Source organism: Pseudomonas sp. HY2-MNA-CIBAN-0224 (assembly GCF_040310285.1).
Classification (GTDB): domain Bacteria; phylum Pseudomonadota; class Gammaproteobacteria; order Pseudomonadales; family Pseudomonadaceae; genus Aquipseudomonas; species Aquipseudomonas helleri.
In genome coordinates, this window is record NZ_JBEOPQ010000011.1 from 63,304 (window position 1) to 87,441 (window position 24,138).

At 59.5% G+C, this 24,138-nt stretch carries 22 protein-coding genes; 11 read left to right on the plus strand and 11 right to left on the minus strand.

Features of this window, described 5'->3' with window-relative positions; genetic code table 11:
• The first annotated feature begins 29 nt into the window (after nt 1–29).
• The 3 genes from spoT to AAEZ03_RS08305 all read left to right on the plus strand — a co-directional run bounded on the left by spoT (nt 30) and on the right by AAEZ03_RS08305 (nt 3,355).
• The gene (gene spoT, locus AAEZ03_RS08295; protein ID WP_048372386.1) at nt 30–2,135 is read left to right on the plus strand and encodes a bifunctional GTP diphosphokinase/guanosine-3',5'-bis pyrophosphate 3'-pyrophosphohydrolase; all 2,106 of its coding nucleotides are present in this window, start codon (nt 30–32) and stop codon (nt 2,133–2,135) included.
• A gap of 24 nt (nt 2,136–2,159) precedes the next feature.
• Nucleotides 2,160–2,540 (plus strand): deaminase RidA, encoded by a 381-nt coding sequence (gene ridA / locus AAEZ03_RS08300; RefSeq protein ID WP_153432836.1) that lies wholly within the window; start codon nt 2,160–2,162, stop codon nt 2,538–2,540.
• A 71-nt stretch (nt 2,541–2,611) separates the two neighbouring features.
• A complete protein-coding gene (locus AAEZ03_RS08305; protein ID WP_350577637.1) occupies nt 2,612–3,355 on the plus strand; it encodes a hypothetical protein in 744 nt (247 codons plus the stop codon).
• A gap of 138 nt (nt 3,356–3,493) precedes the next feature.
• Here AAEZ03_RS08305 and AAEZ03_RS08310 read toward each other — a convergent pair whose 3' ends face one another.
• Nucleotides 3,494–4,354 (minus strand): SDR family oxidoreductase, encoded by an 861-nt coding sequence (locus tag AAEZ03_RS08310; RefSeq protein WP_350577640.1) that lies wholly within the window; start codon nt 4,352–4,354, stop codon nt 3,494–3,496.
• A gap of 189 nt (nt 4,355–4,543) precedes the next feature.
• On the opposite strand from AAEZ03_RS08310, the gene exbB reads away from it, so the two are divergent.
• From exbB to AAEZ03_RS08340, 6 genes are all read left to right on the plus strand, one after another.
• Entirely contained in the window at nt 4,544–5,524 is a 981-nt protein-coding gene (gene exbB / locus AAEZ03_RS08315; protein WP_048371195.1) for a tonB-system energizer ExbB, read from the plus strand.
• A 6-nt stretch (nt 5,525–5,530) separates the two neighbouring features.
• Nucleotides 5,531–5,956, plus strand: coding sequence for a TonB system transport protein ExbD (gene exbD, locus AAEZ03_RS08320; protein ID WP_019828186.1), 426 nt, complete (start codon nt 5,531–5,533; stop codon nt 5,954–5,956).
• A complete protein-coding gene (locus AAEZ03_RS08325; protein ID WP_048371193.1) occupies nt 5,953–6,699 on the plus strand; it encodes a TonB family protein in 747 nt (248 codons plus the stop codon). The genes exbD and AAEZ03_RS08325 overlap by 4 nt, the downstream gene beginning before the upstream one ends.
• A gap of 266 nt (nt 6,700–6,965) precedes the next feature.
• Nucleotides 6,966–7,886: a hydrogen peroxide-inducible genes activator gene (locus AAEZ03_RS08330; protein ID WP_123750728.1), complete on the plus strand. Its 921-nt coding sequence runs from the start codon at nt 6,966–6,968 to the stop codon at nt 7,884–7,886.
• A gap of 9 nt (nt 7,887–7,895) precedes the next feature.
• Nucleotides 7,896–9,971 (plus strand): ATP-dependent DNA helicase RecG, encoded by a 2,076-nt coding sequence (gene recG, locus AAEZ03_RS08335; RefSeq protein ID WP_153334398.1) that lies wholly within the window; start codon nt 7,896–7,898, stop codon nt 9,969–9,971.
• 80 nt (nt 9,972–10,051) lie between these two features.
• Nucleotides 10,052–11,452 carry an aminoacyl-tRNA deacylase and HDOD domain-containing protein gene (locus AAEZ03_RS08340; RefSeq protein ID WP_350577646.1) on the plus strand — a complete coding sequence of 467 codons (1,401 nt, stop codon included), beginning with the start codon at nt 10,052–10,054 and terminating at the stop codon, nt 11,450–11,452.
• Nucleotides 11,453–11,558: 106 nt separating this feature from the next.
• Here AAEZ03_RS08340 and AAEZ03_RS08345 read toward each other — a convergent pair whose 3' ends face one another.
• The 7 genes from AAEZ03_RS08345 to AAEZ03_RS08375 form a co-directional block, all read right to left on the minus strand.
• On the minus strand, nt 11,559–12,197 hold the full coding sequence (locus tag AAEZ03_RS08345) for an ABC-type transport auxiliary lipoprotein family protein (protein ID WP_123750729.1): 639 nt from the start codon (nt 12,195–12,197) through the stop codon (nt 11,559–11,561).
• Nucleotides 12,194–13,132 (minus strand): MlaD family protein, encoded by a 939-nt coding sequence (locus AAEZ03_RS08350; RefSeq protein WP_153334395.1) that lies wholly within the window; start codon nt 13,130–13,132, stop codon nt 12,194–12,196. Before AAEZ03_RS08350 ends, AAEZ03_RS08345 begins: the two co-directional genes overlap by 4 nt.
• 1 nt (nt 13,133) lies before the next feature.
• On the minus strand, nt 13,134–13,937 hold the full coding sequence (locus AAEZ03_RS08355; protein WP_048371183.1) for an ABC transporter ATP-binding protein: 804 nt from the start codon (nt 13,935–13,937) through the stop codon (nt 13,134–13,136).
• Nucleotides 13,934–15,064, minus strand: a complete 1,131-nt coding sequence (locus tag AAEZ03_RS08360) for an ABC transporter permease (RefSeq protein WP_278939415.1) — start codon at nt 15,062–15,064, stop codon at nt 13,934–13,936. The genes AAEZ03_RS08355 and AAEZ03_RS08360 overlap by 4 nt, the downstream gene beginning before the upstream one ends.
• 79 nt (nt 15,065–15,143) lie before the next feature.
• The gene (locus AAEZ03_RS08365; protein WP_048389142.1) at nt 15,144–16,187 is read right to left on the minus strand and encodes a DUF5924 family protein; all 1,044 of its coding nucleotides are present in this window, start codon (nt 16,185–16,187) and stop codon (nt 15,144–15,146) included.
• A 207-nt stretch (nt 16,188–16,394) separates the two neighbouring features.
• Nucleotides 16,395–17,060, minus strand: coding sequence for a fumarylacetoacetate hydrolase family protein (locus AAEZ03_RS08370; protein ID WP_350577649.1), 666 nt, complete (start codon nt 17,058–17,060; stop codon nt 16,395–16,397).
• Nucleotides 17,061–17,083: 23 nt separating this feature from the next.
• A complete protein-coding gene (locus tag AAEZ03_RS08375; protein WP_048371175.1) occupies nt 17,084–18,478 on the minus strand; it encodes a D-2-hydroxyglutarate dehydrogenase in 1,395 nt (464 codons plus the stop codon).
• A 206-nt stretch (nt 18,479–18,684) separates the two neighbouring features.
• On the opposite strand from AAEZ03_RS08375, the gene serA reads away from it, so the two are divergent.
• Nucleotides 18,685–19,914 (plus strand): phosphoglycerate dehydrogenase, encoded by a 1,230-nt coding sequence (gene serA / locus AAEZ03_RS08380; RefSeq protein WP_048371173.1) that lies wholly within the window; start codon nt 18,685–18,687, stop codon nt 19,912–19,914.
• Nucleotides 19,915–19,970: 56 nt separating this feature from the next.
• Here serA and AAEZ03_RS08385 read toward each other — a convergent pair whose 3' ends face one another.
• On the minus strand, nt 19,971–20,396 hold the full coding sequence (locus AAEZ03_RS08385; RefSeq protein ID WP_282364048.1) for a DUF4399 domain-containing protein: 426 nt from the start codon (nt 20,394–20,396) through the stop codon (nt 19,971–19,973).
• Nucleotides 20,397–20,534: 138 nt separating this feature from the next.
• Between AAEZ03_RS08385 and AAEZ03_RS08390 the strand changes: the two genes are divergently transcribed.
• Complete coding sequence (locus AAEZ03_RS08390) at nt 20,535–21,035, plus strand: transporter substrate-binding domain-containing protein (protein ID WP_153432825.1); 501 nt, start codon at nt 20,535–20,537, stop codon at nt 21,033–21,035.
• A 50-nt stretch (nt 21,036–21,085) separates the two neighbouring features.
• Here AAEZ03_RS08390 and AAEZ03_RS08395 read toward each other — a convergent pair whose 3' ends face one another.
• Both AAEZ03_RS08395 and AAEZ03_RS08400 read right to left on the minus strand, forming a co-directional pair.
• Complete coding sequence (locus tag AAEZ03_RS08395; RefSeq protein WP_350577654.1) at nt 21,086–22,339, minus strand: c-type cytochrome; 1,254 nt, start codon at nt 22,337–22,339, stop codon at nt 21,086–21,088.
• A 12-nt stretch (nt 22,340–22,351) separates the two neighbouring features.
• Complete coding sequence (locus AAEZ03_RS08400) at nt 22,352–24,136, minus strand: GMC family oxidoreductase (RefSeq protein ID WP_350577657.1); 1,785 nt, start codon at nt 24,134–24,136, stop codon at nt 22,352–22,354.
• Between the last annotated feature and the right edge of the window lie 2 nt (nt 24,137–24,138).

The window sequence follows — 24,138 nt, forward strand, 5'->3', positions numbered from 1 at the left end:
GGTTCACAGTTTTGGCAGGAGGCTCCCTCATGCCGAGCATAGACGCCCTCGCCGACAGCTTGTCGACCTACCTCAGTGCGGACCAGGTCAATCTGGTCCGACGAGCGTATTTCTACGCAGAACAAGCCCACGACGGCCAACGCCGACGTAGCGGCGAGCCTTATGTCACGCACCCGCTGGCAGTGGCAAACATCCTTGCCGACATGCATATGGACCATCAGAGCCTGATGGCGGCCATGCTGCATGACGTGATCGAAGACACCGGGATTGCCAAAGAAGCGCTGGTTGCGCAGTTCGGTGAAACCGTGGCCGAACTGGTCGATGGCGTCAGCAAGCTGACCCAGATGAACTTCGAAACCAAAGCCGAAGCCCAAGCTGAAAACTTCCAGAAAATGGCCATGGCCATGGCCCGCGATATTCGCGTGATTCTGGTCAAGCTGGCGGACCGCTTGCACAACATGCGCACCCTCGAAGTGTTGTCCGGCGAAAAACGCCGGCGGATTGCCAAGGAAACCCTGGAAATCTACGCACCCATCGCCAACCGGCTGGGCATGCACAACATTCGTATCGAATTCGAAGACCTCGGTTTCAAAGCGATGTACCCGATGCGCTCGGCGCGCATTTATCAGGCGGTCAAGCGCGCCCGGGGCAATCGCAAAGAGATCGTCAACAAGATTGAAGAGTCCCTCAGCCACTGTCTGGCCGTCGACGGCATTCAGGGCGAAGTGAGCGGGCGGCAAAAGCACATCTACGGCATCTATAAAAAGATGCGCGGCAAGCGTCGGGCGTTCAACGAGATCATGGACGTGTACGCGTTCCGTATCATCGTCGACAAAGTGGACACCTGCTACCGCGTGCTGGGCGCTGTACATAATTTGTACAAGCCGCTGCCGGGCCGTTTCAAGGACTACATCGCAATCCCTAAAGCCAACGGCTATCAGTCGCTGCATACCACGCTGTTTGGCATGCACGGCGTACCGATCGAAATTCAGATCCGTACCCGTGAAATGGAAGAAATGGCCAACAACGGCATCGCCGCGCACTGGCTGTACAAATCCAGTGGCGACGAGCAGCACACCGGGACTCACGCCCGGGCGCGGCAATGGGTCAAGGGCGTGCTCGAGATGCAGCAGCGCGCCGGCAACTCCCTCGAATTTATCGAAAGCGTAAAAATCGACCTTTTCCCGGACGAGGTCTACGTCTTTACGCCCAAAGGCCGGATCATGGAGCTGCCCAAAGGCTCCACGGCGGTCGACTTTGCCTACGCGGTACACACCGACGTCGGCAACAGCTGCATTGCCTGCCGGATCAACCGTCGTCTCGCGCCGCTGTCCGAGCCACTGCAAAGCGGCTCCACGGTCGAGATCGTCAGTGCGCCGGGCGCACGCCCGAACCCGGCCTGGCTCAACTTTGTGGTCACCGGCAAGGCGCGCACGCACATTCGCCACGCGCTCAAACTGCAACGCCGTTCCGAGTCCATCAGCCTCGGCGAGCGTTTGCTGAACAAAGTGCTTAACGGCTTTAACAGCGCGCTGGACAAGATCCCCGCCGAACGCGTTCAGGCCATGCTCCAGGAGTATCGCCTGGAACACATCGAAGACCTGCTTGAAGACATTGGCCTGGGCAACCGCATGGCATATGTCGTGGCCCGACGTTTGTTGGGCGAGGGCGAGCAACTGCCGAGCCCCGAAGGCCCGCTGGCGATTCGTGGTACAGAAGGCCTGGTGCTCAGCTACGCCAAATGTTGTACGCCGATTCCGGGCGACCCGATTGTCGGCCACCTGTCGGCGGGCAAAGGCATGGTCGTGCACCTGGACAACTGCCGCAATATCAGTGAAATCCGTCATAACCCTGAAAAATGCGTCCAGCTATCATGGGCCAAGGACGTTACCGGCGAATTCAACGTCGAATTGCGCGTCGAGCTGGAACACCAGCGCGGCCTGATCGCCTTGCTGGCCAGCAGCGTCAACGCCGCCGACGGCAACATCGAAAAAATCAGCATGGACGAACGCGATGGTCGAATCAGCGTAGTCCAACTGGTAGTCAGCGTGCACGACCGTGTGCACCTGGCGCGCGTGATCAAAAAACTGCGCGCCCTTACCGGGGTCATCCGCATCACTCGTATGCGTGCGTAGCCACCTAATTACAAGGAGTCACCCATGTCCAAGACTGTAATCACCAGCGATAAGGCACCTGCAGCGATCGGTACTTACTCTCAGGCGATCAAAGCTGGCAATACCGTCTACATGTCCGGTCAAATCCCGCTGGACCCAAAAACCATGGAACTGGTTGAAGGCTTTGAAGCCCAGACCATTCAGGTGTTCGAAAACCTGAAGTCGGTAGCTGAAGCAGCGGGTGGCTCGTTCAAAGACATCGTCAAGCTGAACATCTTCCTGACCGACCTGAGCCACTTCGCCAAGGTCAACGAGATCATGGGCAAGTACTTCGAACAGCCGTACCCGGCACGTGCAGCCATCGGCGTTGCTGCGCTGCCAAAGGGTTCGCAAGTCGAGATGGACGCCATTCTGGTACTCGAGTAATACCCTCGGCGCAGCACATTCATGCTGCGTCAACCCCCTCGCTTCTCCCCCCGCTTTAAAAGGATTCCACTATGCGCAAAGCGCTAGCCTTGTCACTGCTCGCCGTATTATTGGGCGGCTGTGCCAGCGAACCTGCACCCCGCGATATCAGTGGCGTCTGGATTAACCAGGGCGCAATCGATGAAGCTGCCAAGGGCGGCAACCTGCGTGAAGCCTTGCTGGCTAACGGGCCGAACCTTGAATGGGACATCGACGCCAAAAACGCCAAAGCCAACTACACCAACGGCTTTGAGTGGGTCGAAGGCAAATTGACGCCTGGCCACAAGGGCGCCTGGCAAGTGGCGGTGTATGGCAGTTCGGCCATCGAGCTTAATATGCAGGGCGCAGAGCTGGTTCAGGCCGCTTCAGACGCCGACCCTCAGCAGTCCTTTGTGCGCACGCCCCTAAAACTGAGCAGTGATGCCCCGTTGGGCACGAATTTCGAGTACGCGCTCAAGGCGGCCTATCTGGGCGGTCAGTGGCGTGTGATCAACGGCCTGGGGCAGGGCAATACCGTGACCTTTATGCCGGACGGCCAAGTTAAAGGCTTGCCCAATAACAACGCCTACGCGCTGTGCATGGCGGGCGACTGTGCGTCCATGAGTGGCGAGTACGACAGCCTGTGGCTGCAACAGGACGAAATCGGCGCCGCGCATATCTTTGTGCGAAACGGCAACCGGCTTGAAATCTTCCAGGCGCTGGACTCCGCCAAGCCTGACGAAATGCCCCAGCTCTACCCTGGCAAACAGGAATGGGGGCTGGAGAAACAGCTCTAAAAGCCAACCCCGCTCCTGATCTGCCCCCAAAAATTGAATGGGTGTCCAACTTTTTGGGGGCAGTTCATCCTGTAGGAGCGAGCTTGCCTCGCGATCTTTTGATCTTAAAAGATCGCAGCCTTCGTGCCTCGACAGCTCCTACGGTTTCATAGCGCCAAGAATCGCGGCATAGCCTTCACGGTAGCTTGGGTAGCGCGGCTCCCAGCCCAAGGCTTTAGCCCGTGCGTTACTGCAACGCTTGCTGCCCGCACGGCGCACGCTCGCCTCTTCGGCCCATTCGGTCACACCCAGGCGCTCACGCAACCAGTCCACCACCTCGGCCAGCGGCGCGGGTGCGTTGTCGACACCGATGTAGCAGTCGTCCAGCGTTTTGCCCTGATCAGCCGCTTCCAGCAAAAAGGCCAGCAGCCCGGCAGCGTCATCGGCGTGAATGCGGTTGCCGTACAGCGGCGGATTGACCGCAACCCGATAACCCTTGCGCACTTGCCCCAGCAGCCATTCCCGGCCCGGCCCATAAATGCCGGTCAGGCGCACGACACTGGCGGGCACACCGCTGCTCAGCGCCAGTTTCTCGGCCTCGAGCATGATGCGGCCGGAGTAATTGGTGGACTCGGCAGGGGAGGTTTCATCGACCCATTCGCCGTCTTGCTGCACATAAACGCCGCTGCTGGACACAAACAACAGGTGCTTGGGCTGCTGTTTATGGTGTTTGAGCCAGCTCAAGGTGTGCTTCAAACCCTCAACATAAGCCGCCTGATAACCCGCCTCGTCGTGTTCGGTGGCCGCAGTGCTGTACACCAGGTAATCAATCTGGCCGGTCGGCCAGTCAGCCGGGCATGCCTCATTGAACAGGTCGCCTGCGACACCGATGACGCCTTCCGGCAAGCGATCGATGGAGCGGCGCAGCCCATAGACTTGCCAGCCTTTATCGAGCAACTGAGTGGCCAAGCGACTTCCGACATCACCGCAACCGACGATCAACGCTGTGGCATTGGACATCTCAAAACTCCTTACTAAATGTTACAAAAATGGCTGAACGGACACGACCAAGGTCGTGACATTTGAAAAAAACAAGTGCATTCGCTTTTGTTAACAAGAATTACTTGCAATAATAACGCATCGTTTGCCCTGGGTCTTAAGACGCGCTGTAGGGCAATTCTTCTTTTTCTTTCTTCAGGTCCGGCTAGCATGACACGCAATCAACCCACCGCTTCGCCAACCCAGCTTTCGAGCCCTTCACGTCTATGGCGTGGGCTTGCGGCGCTGATGTTCAGCTTCTTGCTGGCACCTGCTGCGGCCTTTGCCGATGAGCCTGCTGCCCCCGCTGCACATTCTGCGACCGAAGCTGCGGCCCCTGCGCCTGTTGCTGCCCCTGTCGCGACCGACCCTGCCCTGGCAGAAGGCGCTGGCGCACCGGCCGAAGATGCACCACAAGTGATCGCCGAAGAAGACAACAGCCTGGGCATGGCCCACGACCTGTCCCCATGGGGCATGTACAAAAACGCTGACATCATCGTAAAAATCGTGATGATCGGCCTGGCCATTGCGTCGATCATCACCTGGACCATCTGGATTGCCAAAGGCTTTGAAGTCCTGGGCGCCAAGCGTCGTCTGCGCGGTGAAATCGCCAACCTGAAAAAAGCCCGTACCCTTCAGGAAGCCAGCGAAACTGCTGCCAAAGAAGGCACCCTCGCGCACCTGCTGGTGCAAGACGCGATGGAAGAAATGCGCCTGTCGGCCAATAGCCGTGAGAAAGAAGGCATCAAGGAACGTGTGAGCTTCCGTCTTGAGCGCCTGGTAGCGGCCTGCGGTCGTAACATGAGCAGCGGCACCGGCGTGCTGGCAACTATCGGTTCCACCGCCCCGTTCGTAGGTCTGTTCGGTACCGTGTGGGGCATCATGAACTCCTTCATCGGTATCGCTAAAACCCAAACCACCAACCTGGCCGTGGTTGCACCGGGTATTGCCGAGGCCTTGCTGGCCACTGCACTGGGCCTGGTTGCAGCGATCCCTGCGGTAGTGATTTACAACGTCTTCGCCCGCTCCATCACCGGCTACAAAGCTCAGGTGGCTGATGCGTCGGCAGAAGTGTTGCTGCTGGTTAGCCGTGACCTCGATCACCTGCCGCCCGAGCGCAGCTCGCAACCGCACATGGTGAAAGTGGGGTAATCGGCCATGGGCCTGCATTTAAAAGAAGGCGATGACGATCTCGCCGAGAACCATGAAATCAACGTCACCCCCTTTATTGACGTGATGCTGGTGCTGCTGATCATCTTCATGGTGGCCGCACCGCTGGCCACTGTGGATATCAAGGTTGACCTGCCCGCTTCGACCGCCAAACCGGCGCCGCGGCCAGAGAAACCGGTGTTCCTCAGCGTCAAGGCTGACCAGCGCCTGTACCTGGGCGAAGAGCCGGTCACGGTTGAGGCGTTGGGTCCGACCCTGGATGCCAGGACTCACAACAACAAAGACACGACGATCTTCTTCCAGGCCGACAAAGGCGTGGACTACGGTGACTTGATGAGCGTGATGGATGCACTGCGCGCAGCCGGTTACTTGAAGGTAGGTCTGGTCGGATTAGAGACGGCAGCCAAGAAATGACCATAGCGCGCCAAAAGATGACGCGTTACGCAATCAGCTTGGCCGTGGTGTTGGGTGTCCATGCAGTGGCAGTGATTCTTGCCCTGCAATGGTCCAACCCGCGGGCTATCGAGCTTCCACCGCAAGCCATGATGGTTGATCTGGCGCCGATGCCAGCACCACCACCGCCTGCGCCGCCGAAAGTGGTGACACCACCGCAACCACCGGCCCCTGTGGAAGAGTTGCCGATACCCAAGCTGGCTGAAGCGCCTAAACCGAAGATCGCTGTTCCGAAGCCGGTCAAACCCAAGCAAAAGCCTCAACCGCCCAAGCCTGTGGAAAAACCTGATCCGGTCAAAGAAAAGCCGTCAGAAGAGAAACCAAGCGACGCCACGCCGACCAAAGCGCCGACTGAAAAGTCTGCTGCACCGGCTCCTGGCCCGTCGCCACAACAACTGGCTGCCAAAGCCAGCTGGGAAGGTACGTTGCTGGCCCACTTGGGCAAGTACAAGAAGTACCCACCAGCGGCGCAGTCGCGGGGCAAGGAAGGTCTGAACCGTCTGCGCTTCGTGGTCGACGCTGAAGGCAAGGTGCTGTCCTACGAGTTGGTAGGCCGCTCCGGCAACGCGGATCTGGACCGGGCCACCCTGGAAATGATTCGCCGGGCACAGCCATTGCCCAAGCCGCCGCCAGAAATGCTGACCAACGGCAGCATCGAAATCGTGGCACCGTTCGTTTATTCCATCGATAAACGTCGGCGTTAACACCACAAAGGGCACCTCAGGGTGCCCTTTGTGCATGTTGGCCCCGCCCCTGTAGCCGTTGACGAGGTACGAAGGCTGCGATGCGGGCCGCAGGACCGCCGTTCGGGGTCGCTTCGCAACCCATCGCAGCCTCATGCTTCGTCAGCGACTACAACGCAGCGGATGAAACCTGCCGCAGTCACTGTGGTTCCCTGGGCAATGAGTGATAACGTGCGTCTATCGATTGCAGCCGTTATGCTTGGCTCGTCAATACAGGGACGCCCGCTATGACTCTTACCGAATTGCGCTACATCGTTACGCTCGCCCAAGAACAACACTTCGGCCATGCCGCCGAGCGTTGCCACGTCAGCCAGCCGACGCTGTCAGTGGGCGTGAAAAAACTGGAAGACGAACTCGGTGTGCTGATTTTCGAGCGCAGCAAAAGCGCTGTGCGTCTCACGCCAGTGGGTGAAGGCATCGTTGCCCAGGCGCAGAAGGTGCTTGAACAAGCCCAGGGGATTCGCGAACTGGCCCAGGCCGGCAAGAACCAACTGACCGCACCGCTCAAAGTAGGGGCGATTTACACCGTTGGTCCGTACCTTTTCCCACACCTTATTCCGCAACTGCATCGGGTCGCCCCGCAAATGCCGTTGTACATCGAAGAAAACTTCACACACGTGCTGCGCGACAAACTGCGCAATGGCGAGCTGGACGCGATCATCATCGCGCTGCCGTTCCAGGAAGCCGACGTGCTGACGTTGCCGCTCTACGACGAGCCGTTCTACGTGCTGATGCCGAGTGAGCACCCGTGGAGCAAAAAAGACACCATCGACGCCAACCTGCTCAACGACAAGAGTTTGTTGTTGCTGGGTGAAGGCCACTGCTTCCGTGACCAGGTGCTTGAGGCCTGCCCGACGCTGACCAAAGGCGCTGATGGCGCCAAGCACACCACGGTGGAATCCAGCTCGCTGGAAACCATCCGCCACATGGTGGCCTCGGGCCTGGGGATTTCGATCCTGCCGTTGTCGGCGGTCGACAGCCACCATTACGCCCCCGGCATTTTGTCCGTGCGCCCGCTGACCCCGCCGGTGCCGTTTCGCACGGTGGCGATTGCCTGGCGCGCCAGCTTCCCACGGCCAAAAGCCATTGAAATCCTCGCGGACTCGATCCGCCTGTGTTCCGTGGCCAAGCCACCTGCTGCGACGTAAGAAGCTGAAATGACTGAGTTGTCTAACGTGCCGGTCACCGTGTTCAAGGGCGTCGGTGAGGCCATGGCCGAGAAATTGGCCAAGGTCGGGCTCGAAACCGTTCAGGACGTGCTTTTCCACCTGCCATTGCGCTATCAGGACCGCACCCGTGTGGTGCCGATTGGCGCGCTGCGGCCGGGGCAAGACGCCGTGGTCGAAGGCCGGGTGATCGGTCTCGACGTGGTGATGGGTAAGCGCCGTAGCCTGCTGGTACGTATTAACGACGGCACCGGCGGCTTGAGCCTGCGCTTTTACCATTTCAGCAATGCGCAAAAAGAAAGCCTCAAGCGCGGCACCGAAGTGCGCTGCTATGGCGAGGCGCGGCCCGGCGCGTCGGGGCTGGAGATTTACCACCCCGAATACCGCGCCATTACTGGCGCTGAGCCGCCGCCGGTCGACACCACCCTGACGCCGATCTACCCGACCACCGAAGGCCTGACCCAGCAGCGCTTGCGCCAGCTCAGCCAGCAAAGCCTGGCCATGCTGGGGCCGCGCAGCCTGCCGGACTGGTTGCCGCCCGAACTGGCCAAGGACTACCAACTGGCGCCGCTGGACGAGGCCATTCGCTATTTGCATCAGCCGCCCGCCGATGCCGATGTTGAAGAACTCGCGCTGGGCCATCACTGGGCTCAGCACCGCCTGGCGTTTGAAGAACTGCTGACTCACCAGCTCTCGCAGCAACGCCTGCGCGAGAGCCTGCGCTCGCAGCAAGCCCCGGCGTTGCCCAAGGCTAAAAAGCTGCCCAAGCAATACCTCGCCAACCTGGGCTTCCCGCCCACGGGCGCGCAAGTGCGGGTCGGCAACGAAATCGCCTACGACCTCAGCCAGCCCGAGCCCATGCTGCGCCTGATCCAGGGCGATGTGGGCGCGGGTAAAACCGTGGTCGCAGCCCTGGCCGCCCTGCAGGCGCTGGAAGCCGGTTATCAGGTGGCCTTGATGGCGCCCACTGAAATCCTCGCCGAGCAGCATTTCATCAGCTTTAAACGCTGGCTGGAGCCGCTGGGCCTGGAAGTCGCCTGGCTGGCCGGCAAGCTCAAGGGCAAGGCGCGGGCAGCATCGCTGGAGCAAATCGCCAATGGCGCCCCCATGGTGGTCGGCACCCATGCGTTGTTCCAGGACCAGGTGCAATTCAAGAACCTGGCGCTGGTAATCATCGACGAACAGCACCGCTTCGGCGTGCAGCAACGTCTGGCCTTGCGCAATAAAGGCGTGGGCGGAGTCATGTGCCCGCACCAGTTGATCATGACCGCCACCCCGATCCCGCGGACCCTGGCCATGAGCGCCTACGCCGACCTCGACACCTCGATCCTCGACGAACTGCCGCCCGGCCGGACTCCGGTCAACACGGTGCTGGTGGTCGACACGCGGCGGGTTGAAGTGATTGAGCGGGTGCGCGCGGCCTGCGCCGAGGGGCGGCAGGCGTATTGGGTGTGCACCCTGATTGAAGAGTCCGAAGAAATGACCTGCCAGGCAGCCGAAAGCACTTTCGAAGACCTGTCCAGCGCGTTGGGCGAGCTGCGCGTCGGTCTGATCCACGGCCGCATGAAGGCCGCTGAAAAAGCCGAGGTCATGGCCCAATTCAAAGCCGGCGAGCTGCAATTGCTGGTCGCAACCACCGTGATCGAAGTCGGCGTGGACGTGCCCAACGCCAGCCTGATGATCATCGAAAACCCCGAGCGTCTCGGCTTGTCGCAACTGCACCAGCTGCGCGGGCGCGTGGGCCGGGGCAGCGCGGCCAGCCATTGCGTGCTGCTCTACCATCCGCCGCTGTCACAAATCGGACGTCAGCGTCTGGGCATCATGCGTGAAACCAACGATGGTTTTGTGATCGCTGAAAAAGACCTTGAACTGCGCGGCCCCGGCGAAATGCTCGGCACCCGGCAAACCGGGCTGCTGCAATTCAAAGTGGCCGACTTGATGCGCGATGCCGATTTGCTACCCGCCGTGCGCGACGCCGCCCTGGCGTTGCTGGAGCGCTGGCCGAGTCACGTCAGTCCCTTACTGGATCGCTGGTTACGCCATGGCCAGCAGTACGGTCAGGTGTAAAAAGATCGTTCAGTAAATACAGGCGCGGCCGATCCAATACCGGGTTATCAAATTTGAGTTGCACACATCGGATGCAGACCATGAGTAAAGTCGCTATTGCCCTCGCCGTTCCGAGCACGCCACCGGTTATTCAGCAGTTGCTCACTGAGCGGGCGGTTGCCTATCGAGAAGTCCTCGACCACCCGGGGCTCAACCCGGACAGCAAGGTCCAGGCCGTGCTGCTCGATGACACCGCTGGCGCCTTGATGGTGATGTTCGCCCAGAGCCAATTGCTTGACCTCAACCGCCTGGCCGACTTGATCGGGCGTCGCATGGCTGCCGTTGCCCAAAGCCGGCTGCGCGAGATACTCGACCGCCACGGCCTGAAGCAACTGCCGGGTCTGCCGGCCATTACCCGTTCGTCTTGCCTGTACGAAGAGCAACTGCTGCAACAGCCGCTGCTGCTGATCAGCTCGGGGGAGCCGGGCCTGTTGCTGGAAGTCACCCGCGAAGACTTCCTGCGCTTGCTGGGTGTGGCCAACGCCGGGCGCTTTGGTGAGCCTCTGAGCGAGATCATCCTCAACCTGAACCGCCCTGACGACGACAGCGAAGCCATCACCCAGGCAGTCAAGGCCTTCACGGCGCGACGCATTCAGCAGCGGCTTGAAGCCACCATTGAAATACCGCCGCTGGCAGAGAGCGTGCGCAAAATCATGCGCCTGCGGGTTGACCCTGAAGTCACCATCGATGAAATCACCAGCGTGGTGGAAACCGACCCGGCGCTGGCGGCCCAAGTCATGAGCTGGGCATCGTCGTCGTACTACGCGGCGCCGAGCAAAATCCGCTCGGTTGAGGACGCCATCGTGCGCGTGCTCGGGGTCGACCTGGTGATCAACCTGGCCTTGAGCCTGTCACTGGGTAAAACCCTGAGCTTGCCCAAGGACAACCCGCAGTCCTGCACGCCATACTGGCAACAGTCGATCTACACGGCGGCGGTGATTGAAGGCCTGACCCGCAGCATGCCGCGTGACAAACGCCCGGAAACCGGGCTGGCGTATCTGGCCGGGCTGCTGCACAACTTCGGCTACTTGTTGCTGGCCCACGTGTTTCCGCCGCACTTTTCGCTGATTTGCCGCCACCTTGAGGTCAACCCGCACGTTAGCCACAGCGTGATCGAGCAGCACCTGCTGGGCATCAGCCGCGAACAAATGGGCGCCTGGTTGATGCGCCATTGGGGCATGCCGGATGAATTGACCGCCGCGTTGCGTTTCCAGCACGACCCGGACTACATCGACGCCGATGCCGAATACCCGAACCTAGTGTGCATGGCGTTGGGTTTGCTGCGCAATCGCGGGGTTGGTCACGGGGCCTATGCGCCGCTGCCTGATGCGCTGTTCGAGCGCTTGAACGTGACCCGCGAAAAAGCCGAAGACGCGGTCAACAAAGTGCTGGAAGCCGAAGTGCTGCTGCGCGAACTGGCCAACAAATTCAGCCAGGCTTAACGCATAACCTTTCATGTGGGAGAGGGCTTGCTCGCGATATAGGCGACGCGGTGTGTCTGTAACACCGAGTCTGTCCCATCGCGAGCAAGCCCGATCCCACAGATAGTTACCGTTGCGACTGCGAGTGTGCTTGCCCTTGCTGGATCGCCCACTGCACCACTTGCGGCATCAGCGTATCGGCCGCCTGGCCAAAGCCTGCGACAACCTGCGGCACCAGCGGATTGCTCAGCGGTTGGCGTGCTTCAAAACGCTTGGAACTGATGATGCGCTGGTCGCTGCTGCGCACCAGCCGAGCGTTGTATTGCACCAGCACTTCCGGGCTCTTGCCGTTGTAGTGCGTCTGGAACGCCAACAACTCGCCCCCTAATTCGTAATCGGACTGTAAGTTGCTGTCATCGGTGCTCAACGCCGGTACCCGGCCGTCTTGTAAAAAGGCGTCCAGCAGGCGATTGCGCAGCAATGCCGGGGCCGGGTCGCTCCAGCGTGCGCCCTTGTAGTTGCTGATCAGGTTGCCCTCGGGCACCACGGCGATGTTCTGGCTGTTCAGCGTGTTGCTGGCCATTGGTTTTTCAAGGCGCAGCGACCACTTCACCGGGGCGCCCTGGCTGGCCGCAATCGGCGTTTGCGCATCGGGCAGGCGATACACGTCCACCACTTCGGGCTTGGGGAAAATCGAGCAAGCGCTGAGCAGGCTCAGGCTGGCGGCCAGGAAGAGGGAGCCTGCCAGGCGATAAGGTCGGATCATGGGGTGAATTCCTTGTTCTGCTCGCGGCCCAGCAAGTAACCGCTCGGGTTGGCTTCCAGACGCCGCGAAATGCCCCGCAGCGTGTTCAGCGTCTCGCGCAACTCATTGACCGCCGGGCCCAACTGATTAAGCCCTTGCAGCCCGCTGTTGAGCGAGGCTTCGTTGTTGTTGATCAGCGTGTTGATGGTCGCCGTGCTTTGCTCCAGCGAGTGCATGGCCTGCTCGGCACTGGTGAACACTTGCTTGCCCTGGCTGTTGAGCAAGCCGTTGGCGTTGCGCATCAGCGCCGTGGTTTGCTCCAGCGTGGCCGAGGCTTGCTTGCCCACTTGCGACAGCTGCTTGAGGGTCTGCGCGATGTCGTTGCGCTGGTCAGCAATGGCGCTGGTGGTTTGCTCAAAGTTCGATAGGGTTTTGGCCACGCTGTCGACGTTCTCATGGGAGAACAGCCGGTTGGCGTTGTGCAGCAGGATGTTGATGTTGGCCAGCATGTCGTTGCCATCGGTCAGCAGCCGGGCAATTGGCGAGGGCGAGGCCACAATCACCGGCAATTTGCCGTCTTTGCCTTTGAGCATCGGGCTGCTTGGGTCACCGCCGCTGAGCTGGATGATCGAGGTGCCGGTCACGCCGGTCAGTGCCAGCTTGGCCTTGGTGTCGACTTTAACCGGCGTGCCGGCCGCCAGACGAATACGCGCCAGTACGCGACGCGGGTCTTTGTCATCCAGACGCAGTTCAATCACGTCCCCGACCTTGATCCCGTTGTATTGCACCGAGCTGCCTTTGGACAAGCCGCTGACTGCCTCGTTGAACACCACTTCGTAGTCCGTGAACGTATCGTCCATGCTCGACTTCGCCAGCCACAGGCCAAACAGCATGGCGCCTGCGACGACCAACACGCTGAACAGGCCGATCAATACATGATGGGCGCGGGTTTCCATGTCAATGCTCCTTACGCTGGGTTGCCGCTTCATACGCGGCGCGGCCACGAGGGCCATGGAAATACTCATGAATCCAGGGATCGTCGAAGTTTTCGACTTCGGCGATTGGTGCAGCGACCAACACCCGTTTTTGCGACAACACCGCCACCCGGTCCGTGATGGTGTACAGCGTGTCGAGGTCGTGGGTGACCAAAAACACACTCAAACCCAGCGCATCGCGCAGGGTCAGAATCAGTTGGTCGAACGCCGCCGCGCCAATCGGGTCGAGCCCGGCCGTAGGTTCGTCAAGAAACAGGATGTCCGGGTCCAGCGCCAGTGCGCGGGCCAGAGCGGCGCGCTTGATCATGCCGCCAGACAGCGCCGAGGGGTACTTATCGGCCGCCGACAGCGGCAGCCCGGCCAACGCCAGCTTGACCAGCGCCAGGTGTTCAGCGTCGGGGCGGCTCAGCCCGGCGTGTTCGATCAAGGGCATGGCGATGTTTTCGGTCACTGTCAGCGACGAAAACAGCGCGCCTTGCTGAAACAGCACGCCAAAGCGCCGCTCAATCAACGAGCGCTGGGCTTCGGGCAGGCTGAGCAGGTCTTGGCCGAACACCCGCACTTCGCCTTCTGTAGGGCGGCGCAGGCCGACAATGCTGCGCAACAGCACCGATTTGCCCGTGCCGGAGCCGCCGACCACGCCGAGAATCTCGCCTTTGTACACATCCAGATCGAGGTGCTCGTGCACGGTTTGGGTGCCAAACCGATTGCACAGGTCGCGCACTTCGATCACCGCCTCGCGGGGCGTCTTCGTTGGCGTACTCACCAGCCCATCTCCATAAAGAACAGCGCGGCCACGGCGTCGAGCAGGATCACGATAAAGATCGACTGCACCACGCTGGAGGTGGTGTGCGCACCCACCGACTCGGCGCTGCCGCTGACTTTAAAGCCCTCAAGGCAACCGACGGCGGCAATCAAAAACGCAAAGAACGGCGCCTTGACCATGCCCACCAAAAAGTTTTTAACGCCGATGTCGGAGTGCAGCATCGAAATAAACATGTCCGGCGAGATGCCCAGCGACACCACGCACACCACTGCGCCGCCCAAAATCCCGGCCATCATGGCCAGAAAGGTCAGCATCGGCAGGGCGATCAGCAGCGCCAGCACCCGTGGCACCACCAAAAGGTCCATGGGGTCCAGGCCCAGCGTGCGGATCGCATCGATCTCTTCGTTGGCCTTCATCGAGCCAATTTGCGCGGTAAACGAACTGGCCGTGCGGCCCGCCAGGAGGATGGCGGTGAGCAGCACGCCAAACTCACGCAGAAATGAAAACGCCACCAGGTCGACGGTGTAGATTCCGGCGCCAAAATTGGCCAGCACCGTGGCCCCCAAAAACGCCACCACGGCGCCCACCATAAAGGTCAGGAGCGCCACAATCGGCGTGGCGTTGAGGCCGATCTGTTCGATCTGCGCCACCACCGGCGTGACGCGCCACTGCTTGGGGCGCAACAGGTTGCGGGCAATGCTTTGCAGAATGACCCCGATAAACCCCAGCAACTGCAAGGTGTCTTGCCACAGCGTGTAGACCGCGCTGCCGATGCGGCTCAGCAGCAAGAGGCCGATATTGATTTCGACCGCTTTGACCGGCACGCAGAAGTCGCGCATCGAGGAGTACACGGTTTGCAGCAGGGCGCGGTCGGCCTCGGGGAGTTTGGTGGCGCTGTCGGCCAGTTGGCTGACGCGCTCGGCGCCCAGCAACTCAACCAGCAACGACGCGCCTGCGGTATCCAGGCGGGACACGTCATCGAGGTCAATGTGAGTACTGGCGTCGTATGTGCCCGCGAGCTGTTCAGTCAGCTTTTTCAGCCGAGCATAATTGGCCAATGTCCATTGGCCACTGATTATCAGCCGCGCAGGATTACTTGACGTGTCTAGTTGGGCATCGCCCGCCATGGCAGTAATAGTCGTAGGCTCCATGCTCAGTACGCTTAAACGCAGACCTTATGTAATAGCACACTCTCGTAAAAGTGTTTCAGTTTGCCTGTACATCGGTGGGCGTGGATTGATCTGTGTCGGTGACTTTGAAGCGCAGCACCCCAAGCATTTGCCCGTCTTCGGTCAACACTTTGACCTGCCAGCGCCCGACCGGGTTGGGCGGGAAGTTCAGTTTGTGGGTCCAGGCTCGGTAGCCTTCCTTGCGTCCGCCGTGAATATCCAGGGCGATGCGGTCCACCTCTTGGCCGTTGAGCAGCCACACGTGGTAGATCCGTTCGTTGAGGCCACGGGGCGCATTGATCGAGGTGTAGGCATACAAACCCTGGCTGCGCAGCTGGCTGACGCTGATCTGCTCGATACTCTCGCCGGGCGTGCGGCTCTGGACTTGCGTTGTGACCGCGACTTCGGTCATCCACAGCGTTGCGGGCGGCACCCACGAGCGTAGTAGCCAGCCCGTCGCGCCCAGCGCGATGACGATCAGCGGCAACACCAGCCAGCCACGCCAGGTTTTAAGGGGCAGGCTGACCGCCATGCTGGGGATTGAAAGCAGCACGGCTGCGCCCAGCGCCAGTTTGTAGCTCTCGGCGGTGGTCAGATTGAGGATGATCGGCAACGCAGTCAGCAGCGCCGCGAACAGCGCCAGCGTGTGCATGCCCAGGTACAGCCAGCGCCGTGGTGCCAGCCATTTGTAATACAGCGGGTCGGTGATGGTCACCAGCGCGGCGGCGCCCAGCAGGCCGGTAAACACCAGTTGGCCGCTGTTCCAGGTGGTGGTGATGAAAAAGAACGGCAGGACAAAAAACAGGCTTTCCTGATGGATCATCTGCGTTGCGTAACGCAGCAAAGGCGGGGGGATTTCGCGTTTAAAGACGCGGGCAAACCATTGGGTCAGGGTGTTTTCGAGCATCAGCCAGACCCAGCTCACCAGCAGGATCACCGCGATCCAGCGGGCCATGCCTTGCTGGCGGTCCACCAGAATAAAACTGCCCACACCTGAGCAAAAACCGAACAGCGCAATCAGCCCTGGGTAACGCTTCATCAACTCCAGGACGCGCTGTACGTAGTGGTTCCAGTTTGGCATTCGGTGATTCACATTCTGCGTAGGAAAAATCCACAACAGAATAACGGTTTAGCGCGGTTGGCGTCCGGGGGATTGCGCCTTTTAAAAACTGTAGCCGCTGTCGAGGTACGAGGCTGCGATGGGTTGCGAAGCGACCCCAAAGGGCGGTCCTGCGGCCCGCATCGCAGCCTCGTGCCTCGTCAGCGGCTACAAGGTTTGCGTGTTGTCTCAGCGCACGATGCTTTCGAAGCGGCTGGCGCCTGGCAATTCCAGCACCAGTTCATCGCCCACGTTCAGCGGGCCAACACCCACCGGGGTGCCGGTCAAGATCACGTCGCCCGCTTGCAGCGAGAAGCACCCGGCCATGTACTGAATCATCGGCACGATCGGGTTGAGCATCAGGGCGCTGTTGCCGTCCTGGCGCACTTCGCCGTTGATGGTCAGGCGGATGCCAATGTCAGTCACGTCCGGGAACGTGCAGCTCGGTACGAACGGTGCGAGCACGCAGGCGCCGTCGAACGACTTGGCGACTTCCCACGGCAGGCCTTTAGCCTTGAGCTCCGATTGCTTGTCGCGCAGGGTCAGGTCCAGGCCCGGAGCGAAGCCCGAGATCGCGTCCAGCACTTCTTCGGCGCTTGGGTTGTTGGACAACGGCTTGCCGATCAGCACCGAAATTTCGGCTTCGTAATGCACCGAACCGCGATCGTGCGGGATGGCAAACCCGCCTTCGGTCGGCACTACACAACTGCCGGGCTTGATAAACAAGAGCGGCTCAGTCGGGATCGGGTTATCCAGCTCTTTGGCGTGCTCGGCATAGTTACGGCCGATGCACACGACTTTGCCGATAGGAAAGTGAATCCGGGTACCGTCGACGTATTGGTGCTGATAGCTCATGGATCGACTCCGCTGGGGGTTAGTTAAACCGCAAAAATCTTGCCTGGGTTCATGATGCCGTTCGGGTCGAACACGGCCTTGAGGGCTTTCATGTACTCGATCTCAACCGGCGAGCGGCTGTAGGTCAAGTAATCACGTTTGGTCATGCCCACGCCGTGTTCTGCCGAGATCGAGCCGTTGTACTTCTCGACCGTTTCAAAGACCCATTTGTTGACCGTCGCGCACTTGGCAAAGAACTCGTCCTTGCTCAGGTTCTCGGGCTTGAGAATGTTCAAGTGCAGGTTGCCGTCGCCAATGTGGCCGAACCAGACAATCTCGAAGTCCGGGTAGTATTCGCCGACGATGGCGTCAATTTCTTTCAAGAAGGCCGGTACTTTCGAAACGGTGACCGAGATGTCGTTTTTGTATGGCGTCCAGTGCGAGATGGTCTCGGAGATGTACTCACGCAGCTTCCACAGGTTGTGCAGCTGGGTTTCGCTCTGGCTCATCACGCCGTCCAGCACCCAGCCTTGCTCGACGCAGTGCTCGAAGGTTTCCAGGGCGGTGTTGGCCACTTCTTCAGTGGTCGCTTCAAATTCCAGCAGCGCGTAGAACGGGCAGTCCGTGTCAAACGGCGAAGGTACGTCGCCACGGGCCATGACTTTGGCCAATGCCTTGTCAGAGAAGAACTCAAAAGCCGTCAGATCCAGTTTGCTCTGGAAGGCATGCAGCACCGGCATGATGGCATCGAAGTCGGCGGTGCCGAGCACCATGGCGGTCAGGTTTTTCGGTGCCCGGTCCAGGCGCATGGTGGCTTCGACCACAAAGCCCAACGTGCCTTCGGCGCCGATAAACAGCTGGCGCATGTCATAGCCGGTGGCGTTTTTGATCAGGTCTTTGTTCAGTTCCAGCACGTCGCCCTTGCCGGTCACCACTTTCATGCCCGCCACCCAGTTGCGGGTCATGCCGTAGCGAATCACCTTGATCCCGCCGGCATTGGTGCCGATGTTGCCGCCAATCTGGCTGGAACCGGCCGAGGCGAAGTCCACCGGGTAGTACAGACCGTTTTCTTCGGCCAGGTTTTGCAGGGCCTTAGTGACCACGCCCGGCTGGCAGACCGCTGTGCGGTCGGTCAGGTTGAGGTCGAGCACCTGGTTCATGTAATCGAAAGACACCACCACTTCGCCATTCGCCGCAACGGCTGCTGCCGACAAGCCAGTGCGCCCGCCCGATGGCACCAGCGCGACTTTGTGGGTGTTGGCCCAACGCACAATGGCCTGGACCTGTTCGATGGTTTTCGGGAAGACGATTGCGGTGGGCGCAGGAGCGAAATGCTTGGTCCAGTCCTTGCCGTAAGCATTAAGGGAATCAGCATCGGTGAGAACCTTGCCAGGCTCTACCAGGGTCTTCAGCTCTTCAATTACGGCAGGATGGGTCATCAACAGAACTCTCGAACAATTCATGGTCATCCTGAGTACGCTTCACGTCGCAGGAATGGGTGTTTAGCGGGGCGCTTATGCTAGCATACGACCCCCCCGTCGAATCGAGCCGTAGGACGATTCACGGTGCCGGTCTTCACGCCGGCCAGGCCAGCTCAGGCTGTCCATTCCCTGCCATTTTTTCTCTGGGACACAGGTTTACGCAGATGAGCAAGACTTCTCTCGATAAGAGCAAGATCAAGTTCCTTCTTTTAGAAGGCGTCCACCAATCCGCTGTTGAAGTACTGAAGTCTGCTGGTTACACCAGTATCGAGTACATCACCAGTTCCTTGCCTGAAGCCCTGCTGAAGGAAAAGATCGCTGATGCCCATTTCATCGGCATCCGTTCCCGTACTCAGCTGACCGAAGAAGTGTTCGACTGCGCCAAAAAACTGGTTGCTGTTGGTTGTTTCTGCATCGGCACCAACCAAGTCGATCTCAACGCTGCTCGCGAACGCGGTATCGCTGTATTCAACGCCCCTTACTCCAACACCCGTTCGGTGGCCGAGTTGGTGCTGGCTGAAGCGATCCTGTTGCTGCGCGGCATCCCTGAGAAAAACGCTTCCTGCCACCGTGGTGGCTGGATCAAAAGCGCGGCCAACTCCTTCGAAATCCGTGGCAAAAAGCTCGGTATCGTCGGTTATGGTTCGATTGGTACTCAGCTGTCGGTACTGGCTGAAGGCCTGGGCATGCAAGTGTTCTTCTACGACACCGTGACCAAGCTGCCATTGGGCAACGCCACTCAGGTCGGCAACCTGCACGAACTGTTGGGCATGTCCGACATCGTGACCCTGCACGTGCCTGAAACCCCGGCTACCCAGTGGATGATCGGCGAGAAAGAAATCCGCGCCATCAAAAAGGGCGGCATTCTGATCAACGCCGCACGTGGCACCGTGGTTGAGCTGGACGCCCTGGCTGACGCGATCAAGGACAAGCACCTGATCGGCGCCGCTATCGACGTGTTCCCGGTTGAGCCGCGTTCCAACGACGACGTGTTCGAAAGCCCGCTGCGTGGCCTGGACAACGTGATCCTGACCCCGCACATCGGCGGTTCCACCGCTGAAGCCCAAGCCAACATCGGTCTGGAAGTGGCAGAAAAACTGGTCAAGTACAGCGACAACGGTACGTCCGTATCGTCTGTCAACTTCCCGGAAGTGGCCCTGCCGGCTCACCCTGGCAAGCACCGTTTGCTGCACATCCACGAGAACATCCCGGGTGTGATGAGCGAGATCAACAAGGTCTTCGCCGAAAACGGTATCAACATCTCCGGCCAGTTCCTGCAAACCAACGAAAAAGTGGGTTATGTGGTGATCGACGTCGACGCCGAGTCCTCGGACCTGGCGCAAGAGAAGCTGCAAAGCATCAACGGCACCATCCGTTGCCGCGTGCTGTTCTAAATCGCGCGCAATAAAAAGGGAGACCCTCGGGTCTCCCTTTTTTTTGACTGCTGTACTTACTTCACATTAACCGTGATTTTCTTCGACACGATCACCGGGTCGAAGGCTTGGTGGCCAGTGTCGCCCAGCTCCAGTTGCAAGGTGTGTTTGCCTGGGGCCAGGGTCAGTTGGGTTTCAGTCTGCGCTTTGCCGAAATGCAGGTGGTGTTCGTCAGTCGGGATCACCTGGCCTGGCGCAATCGGCTGGTCTACATCGACCAGCAAGTGGTGATGGCCAGAGTGTGGAGCCGGATCGCCAGCAGGTTTGAGGTCGATGCCTTCAATGCCGAACTTTACGGTGAAGGTTTTATCTACAGTGGCGCCATCCGCCGGGGAGATAATCGACACTTTTGCGCCCTCAGGCGCGGGAGTGGCAGCCAGGGCCAGAACCGAAGCGCCCATCAACACAGAAGCCAACGCAACACGAGACAGTAGAGCTTTCATTTGTATCTCCGGTTTTTGAAAAAATCGTCGGGCATGCACAACTTTGAGCAGATCCGCTGTCCAACGCCGCAGTTGACCAACATAAAGCAAAGCGAGCGCTCATTGCGAATCGCTTTCATTAAATTCAAAGGAGTGACCATGCGTTTTTTGCCAGGCCTGATGCTTTTATTGCCATTGGCGAGTCCTTTTGCTCACGCAGAACTGATGGACGACGTAAACGATCGTGGTGAATTGCGTATCGCCCTTGAGGGCAATCAGGCCCCTTACAGCTTCCAGCAGGATGGCCACTTAACCGGCTTTGACGTCGAGCTGGGCGAAATGCTGGCCCGGGAGCTGGAGGTCAATTCCTCGCTCTTGGTCACAGACAGTGATGACCTGCTTTCGGGTGTTGAGAGCGGCAAGTACGACGTGGCCATCAACCACATGGCTATGACTCCTGAACTTCAGGATCGGTTCGATTTCAGTGAACCTTATTTAGCCTCGCCTGAGCTGGCGATCCCTTTTCAGAAAGACAACCCGGCGTTCCAGGGCAGCCTGGACAAAGCCTTGCAGCGCATCAAGGCGGATGGCCGTCTGGCGGCATTGTCAGAGAAGTGGCTGGCCAATGACGCGACTGAGCCCCAGGCTTCAGATCAATAACCCCAGGCGCTACGCATGAGTGCCTGGGGTCATGGTGTGTGTCCGCGTCTTTAGTCGCGCAACGCCTTCACCTGTGCCGGTTTCACCTCGTCGCCTTTATTGCCCCAACTGGTACGAATGAAATTGACCACATCGGCTACTTCCTGATCCGACAGCCTCCAGTCGAAACCCGGCATGGTAAAGGTTGAGGGCGCGGTGTGCGTGGCCGGCAAGGTGCCGCCTTTAAGCACAATGTGAATCAGCGAAGTCGGGTCATCTGATTGCAACACCGGGTTACCCGCCAATGCCGGGAACACACGGGTGTAGCCATACCCATCGGTGCGATGGCAGGCCGCACAGTTGTCGATGTACACCGCCGCACCGCGCTTGCTGTCATTACCGTTCCATAAGGCATCGGGCACTGTCGGGTCATATTTATGGGGTCTGTCTGCCGAGTCGACCGCAGGCAATGTCTTCAAGTAGCGAGCGATAGCGGTCAGGTCGGCATCAGACATGTACTGCATGCTGTGTACGATCACGTCGCTCATACCGCCGAACACCGCGCTGCGATCACTGCGGCCGGTCTTGAGAAACTGCACCAGTTGTTCTTCGCTCCAACTGCCCAGGCCGTCCTTGTGGTCGCCGCGCAGGTTCTTCGCGATCCAGCCTTCCAGCGGCGCACTGCCCGACAGAAACGTGCTGCCCTCTGTCGCGCTCAAGGCTTTTTCCTGCATGGTCAGCGCTCGTGGGGTATGGCATGCACCGCAATGTCCTAGACCTTCCACCAGATACGCCCCGCGACTGACCACCGGATTTTGCCCAGGGGCAGGGGTGAAGTCGGCCACTGCAGGGGCAAACGTCCAGCGCCACATAGCCAATGGCCAACGCATGCTTAACGGCCAGGGAATATCGACCGCCCGGTTCTCGGCATCGACCGGCTTAACGCCCTGCATGAAGTAGGCATACAGCGCTTGCATGTCGGCCTGGTTGACCCGCGCGTAAGACGGGTAAGGCATCGCCGGGTACAACGTGCTGCCGTTTTTGGCGATGCCATGGCGCACAGCGTTGTCGAAATCGTCAAAGCTGTAGGCGCCGATGCCGCTCGGGTCGGGAGTGATGTTGGTCGAGTAAATCGTACCGATCGGGGTTTCCATGGGCAGGCCGCCAGCGAAAGGCTTGCCACCTTTGGCCGTATGACACGCCACACAGTCACCGGCTCGCGCCAGGTATTCACCGTGTTTGATCAAGGCTGCCTGACCGACTTCAGCAGCCAGCGCCGAAAAACTGCCCAGCAGGGCCAAGGTCGCGATAACAACTGTTTTCATGGTCATCGCTCCTTATGCCTGAACCAGCGGGCCGGGGTTTTTCAGGTACTGTTCGCGGATCGCCCGGGCCGACCAGTAGGTCAGCGCGGCCACAAGACCGGTCGGGTTGTAACCCAGCCCCTGCGGGAACGCCGAGGCGCCCGGTACAAATACGTTGTGTACGTCCCACGATTGCAGGTAACGGTTCAGCGCACTGGTCTTCGGGTCAGTGCCCATGATCGCGCCGCCGTTCAGGTGAGTGGTCTGGTAGGACGCGGTGTTGAAGTGCTCACCCACTTTTTTACCGAGCAGGGCGATGGCTTTGGGGTTCATCGCCTCGGCGATCTTGCCCATTTTCTCCATCATGAAACGGTTCATTTTGATGTCGTTTTCTTGCCAGTCGAAGGTCATCCGCAAAAGAGGCTGACCGTAGGCATCGCGATAAACCGGGTCTAGATCGAGATAGTTACCACGGTAGGATTGATGCGCGCCGTGCGCGTCCATTGATACCTGGTGGGTGTAGTAATCGGCGGTGGCTTTTTTCCAGGCACTGCCCCAGGCCGGTGTACCAGGCGGGTTGGACGTGCCGGCAATGGGGCGGCTGCCGGCCTGGTTGACCCACATCGGCGAGCCACCCACAAAGCCATGTGGCCCGTGGTCAAAGTTATCGGCGTTGAAATCATCAATGGCCACGCCATTACCGCCCGCACCGATAAAGTTGTTGGTGTGCACCTCTTTATCGAAATAGGCCTTGATGGTGCCCATGTTCTGGTACGCGAAGTTTTTACCGACCACCCCTTCGCCGGTTTTCGGGTCGTACGGTTTGCCGATGCCCGAGAGCAGCATCAAGCGCACGTTGTGGAACTGGAAAGCGCCCAGAATGACCAGGTCTGCCGGTTGTTCGATCTCACGGCCCAGCGCGTCGATGTAAGTGACGCCCGTGGCTTTGTTCTTGGTGCTGTCCAGGTTGACCCGAATCACATGGGCGTCAGGGCGCAACTCAAAGTTGGGCAGCGGCTTGAGCGCGGGCAAAATGTTCACGTTTGGCGAGGCTTTGGAGTACATGTAGCAGACATAACCACTGCAGAAACCGCAGAAGTTGCACGGCCCCATTTGTGCGCCATACGGGTTGGTATAAGGCCCTGATGTATTGGCCGACGGCAGGTTATACGGCTTGTAGCCCACCTCAGTGGCCGCTTTCTGGAAGAGCTGGGCCGACACCGTATTCTTTTGTGAAACCAGCGGAAAGTGGTCGGAACGATCCGCCGCATACGGGTTGCCACCCCGGCCTTCGCCCACAATGCGGCCGTTCACGGTCCAGGCCTGGCCCGAGGTGCCGAACACTTTTTCGGCGTAATCGAAGAACGGTTCCAGTTCTTCATAACTGACGCCGAAGTCCTGGATGGTCATGTCCTTGGGGATAAAGTTTTTGCCGTAGCGTTCTTCGTAGTGGCTGCGCATGCGCAGTTCAATCGGGTCAACCCGAAAATGTACCCCCGACCAGTGCAACCCGGCGCCGCCCACACCGTTGCCAGGCAAGAACGCCCCCAACTGGCGATTCGGCAAGGCCACGTCATTGACGCTATGGCGAATGGTCACGGTTTCTTTCGATACGTCCTGAAAGAGCTTTTTGCGCACGCTGTACGTCAGTTCGTCGATGACCTGAGGGTAGTTACCGTCCGGATACGTGTCCTGCATCGGGCCGCGCTCAAGGGCTACAACGTTTAGACCGGCTTCGGTTAACTCTTTGGCCATGATCGCGCCGGTCCAGCCGAAACCAACGATAACGGCATCTACTTTTTTCATAACGGTCGACATGC

Bases quoted from the DNA above. Each gene is read 5' to 3' on its own strand.
- exbB (WP_048371195.1), top strand. From the start codon at position 4,544: ATGACACGCAATCAACCCACCGCTTCGCCAACCCAGCTTTCGAGCCCT.
- AAEZ03_RS08370 (WP_350577649.1), bottom strand. From the start codon at position 17,060: ATGAGCTATCAGCACCAATACGTCGACGGTACCCGGATTCACTTTCCT.
- spoT (WP_048372386.1), top strand. From the start codon at position 30: ATGCCGAGCATAGACGCCCTCGCCGACAGCTTGTCGACCTACCTCAGT.
- AAEZ03_RS08360 (WP_278939415.1), bottom strand. From the start codon at position 15,064: ATGGCGGGCGATGCCCAACTAGACACGTCAAGTAATCCTGCGCGGCTG.
- AAEZ03_RS08390 (WP_153432825.1), top strand. From the start codon at position 20,535: ATGCGTTTTTTGCCAGGCCTGATGCTTTTATTGCCATTGGCGAGTCCT.
- AAEZ03_RS08345 (WP_123750729.1), bottom strand. From the start codon at position 12,197: ATGATCCGACCTTATCGCCTGGCAGGCTCCCTCTTCCTGGCCGCCAGC.
- recG (WP_153334398.1), top strand. From the start codon at position 7,896: ATGACTGAGTTGTCTAACGTGCCGGTCACCGTGTTCAAGGGCGTCGGT.
- AAEZ03_RS08325 (WP_048371193.1), top strand. From the start codon at position 5,953: ATGACCATAGCGCGCCAAAAGATGACGCGTTACGCAATCAGCTTGGCC.
- ridA (WP_153432836.1), top strand. From the start codon at position 2,160: ATGTCCAAGACTGTAATCACCAGCGATAAGGCACCTGCAGCGATCGGT.
- AAEZ03_RS08305 (WP_350577637.1), top strand. From the start codon at position 2,612: ATGCGCAAAGCGCTAGCCTTGTCACTGCTCGCCGTATTATTGGGCGGC.
- AAEZ03_RS08400 (WP_350577657.1), bottom strand. From the start codon at position 24,136: ATGTCGACCGTTATGAAAAAAGTAGATGCCGTTATCGTTGGTTTCGGC.
- AAEZ03_RS08385 (WP_282364048.1), bottom strand. From the start codon at position 20,396: ATGAAAGCTCTACTGTCTCGTGTTGCGTTGGCTTCTGTGTTGATGGGC.
- serA (WP_048371173.1), top strand. From the start codon at position 18,685: ATGAGCAAGACTTCTCTCGATAAGAGCAAGATCAAGTTCCTTCTTTTA.
- AAEZ03_RS08365 (WP_048389142.1), bottom strand. From the start codon at position 16,187: ATGCCAAACTGGAACCACTACGTACAGCGCGTCCTGGAGTTGATGAAG.
- AAEZ03_RS08310 (WP_350577640.1), bottom strand. From the start codon at position 4,354: ATGTCCAATGCCACAGCGTTGATCGTCGGTTGCGGTGATGTCGGAAGT.
- AAEZ03_RS08330 (WP_123750728.1), top strand. From the start codon at position 6,966: ATGACTCTTACCGAATTGCGCTACATCGTTACGCTCGCCCAAGAACAA.
- AAEZ03_RS08340 (WP_350577646.1), top strand. From the start codon at position 10,052: ATGAGTAAAGTCGCTATTGCCCTCGCCGTTCCGAGCACGCCACCGGTT.
- AAEZ03_RS08375 (WP_048371175.1), bottom strand. From the start codon at position 18,478: ATGACCCATCCTGCCGTAATTGAAGAGCTGAAGACCCTGGTAGAGCCT.
- AAEZ03_RS08350 (WP_153334395.1), bottom strand. From the start codon at position 13,132: ATGGAAACCCGCGCCCATCATGTATTGATCGGCCTGTTCAGCGTGTTG.
- AAEZ03_RS08395 (WP_350577654.1), bottom strand. From the start codon at position 22,339: ATGAAAACAGTTGTTATCGCGACCTTGGCCCTGCTGGGCAGTTTTTCG.
- exbD (WP_019828186.1), top strand. From the start codon at position 5,531: ATGGGCCTGCATTTAAAAGAAGGCGATGACGATCTCGCCGAGAACCAT.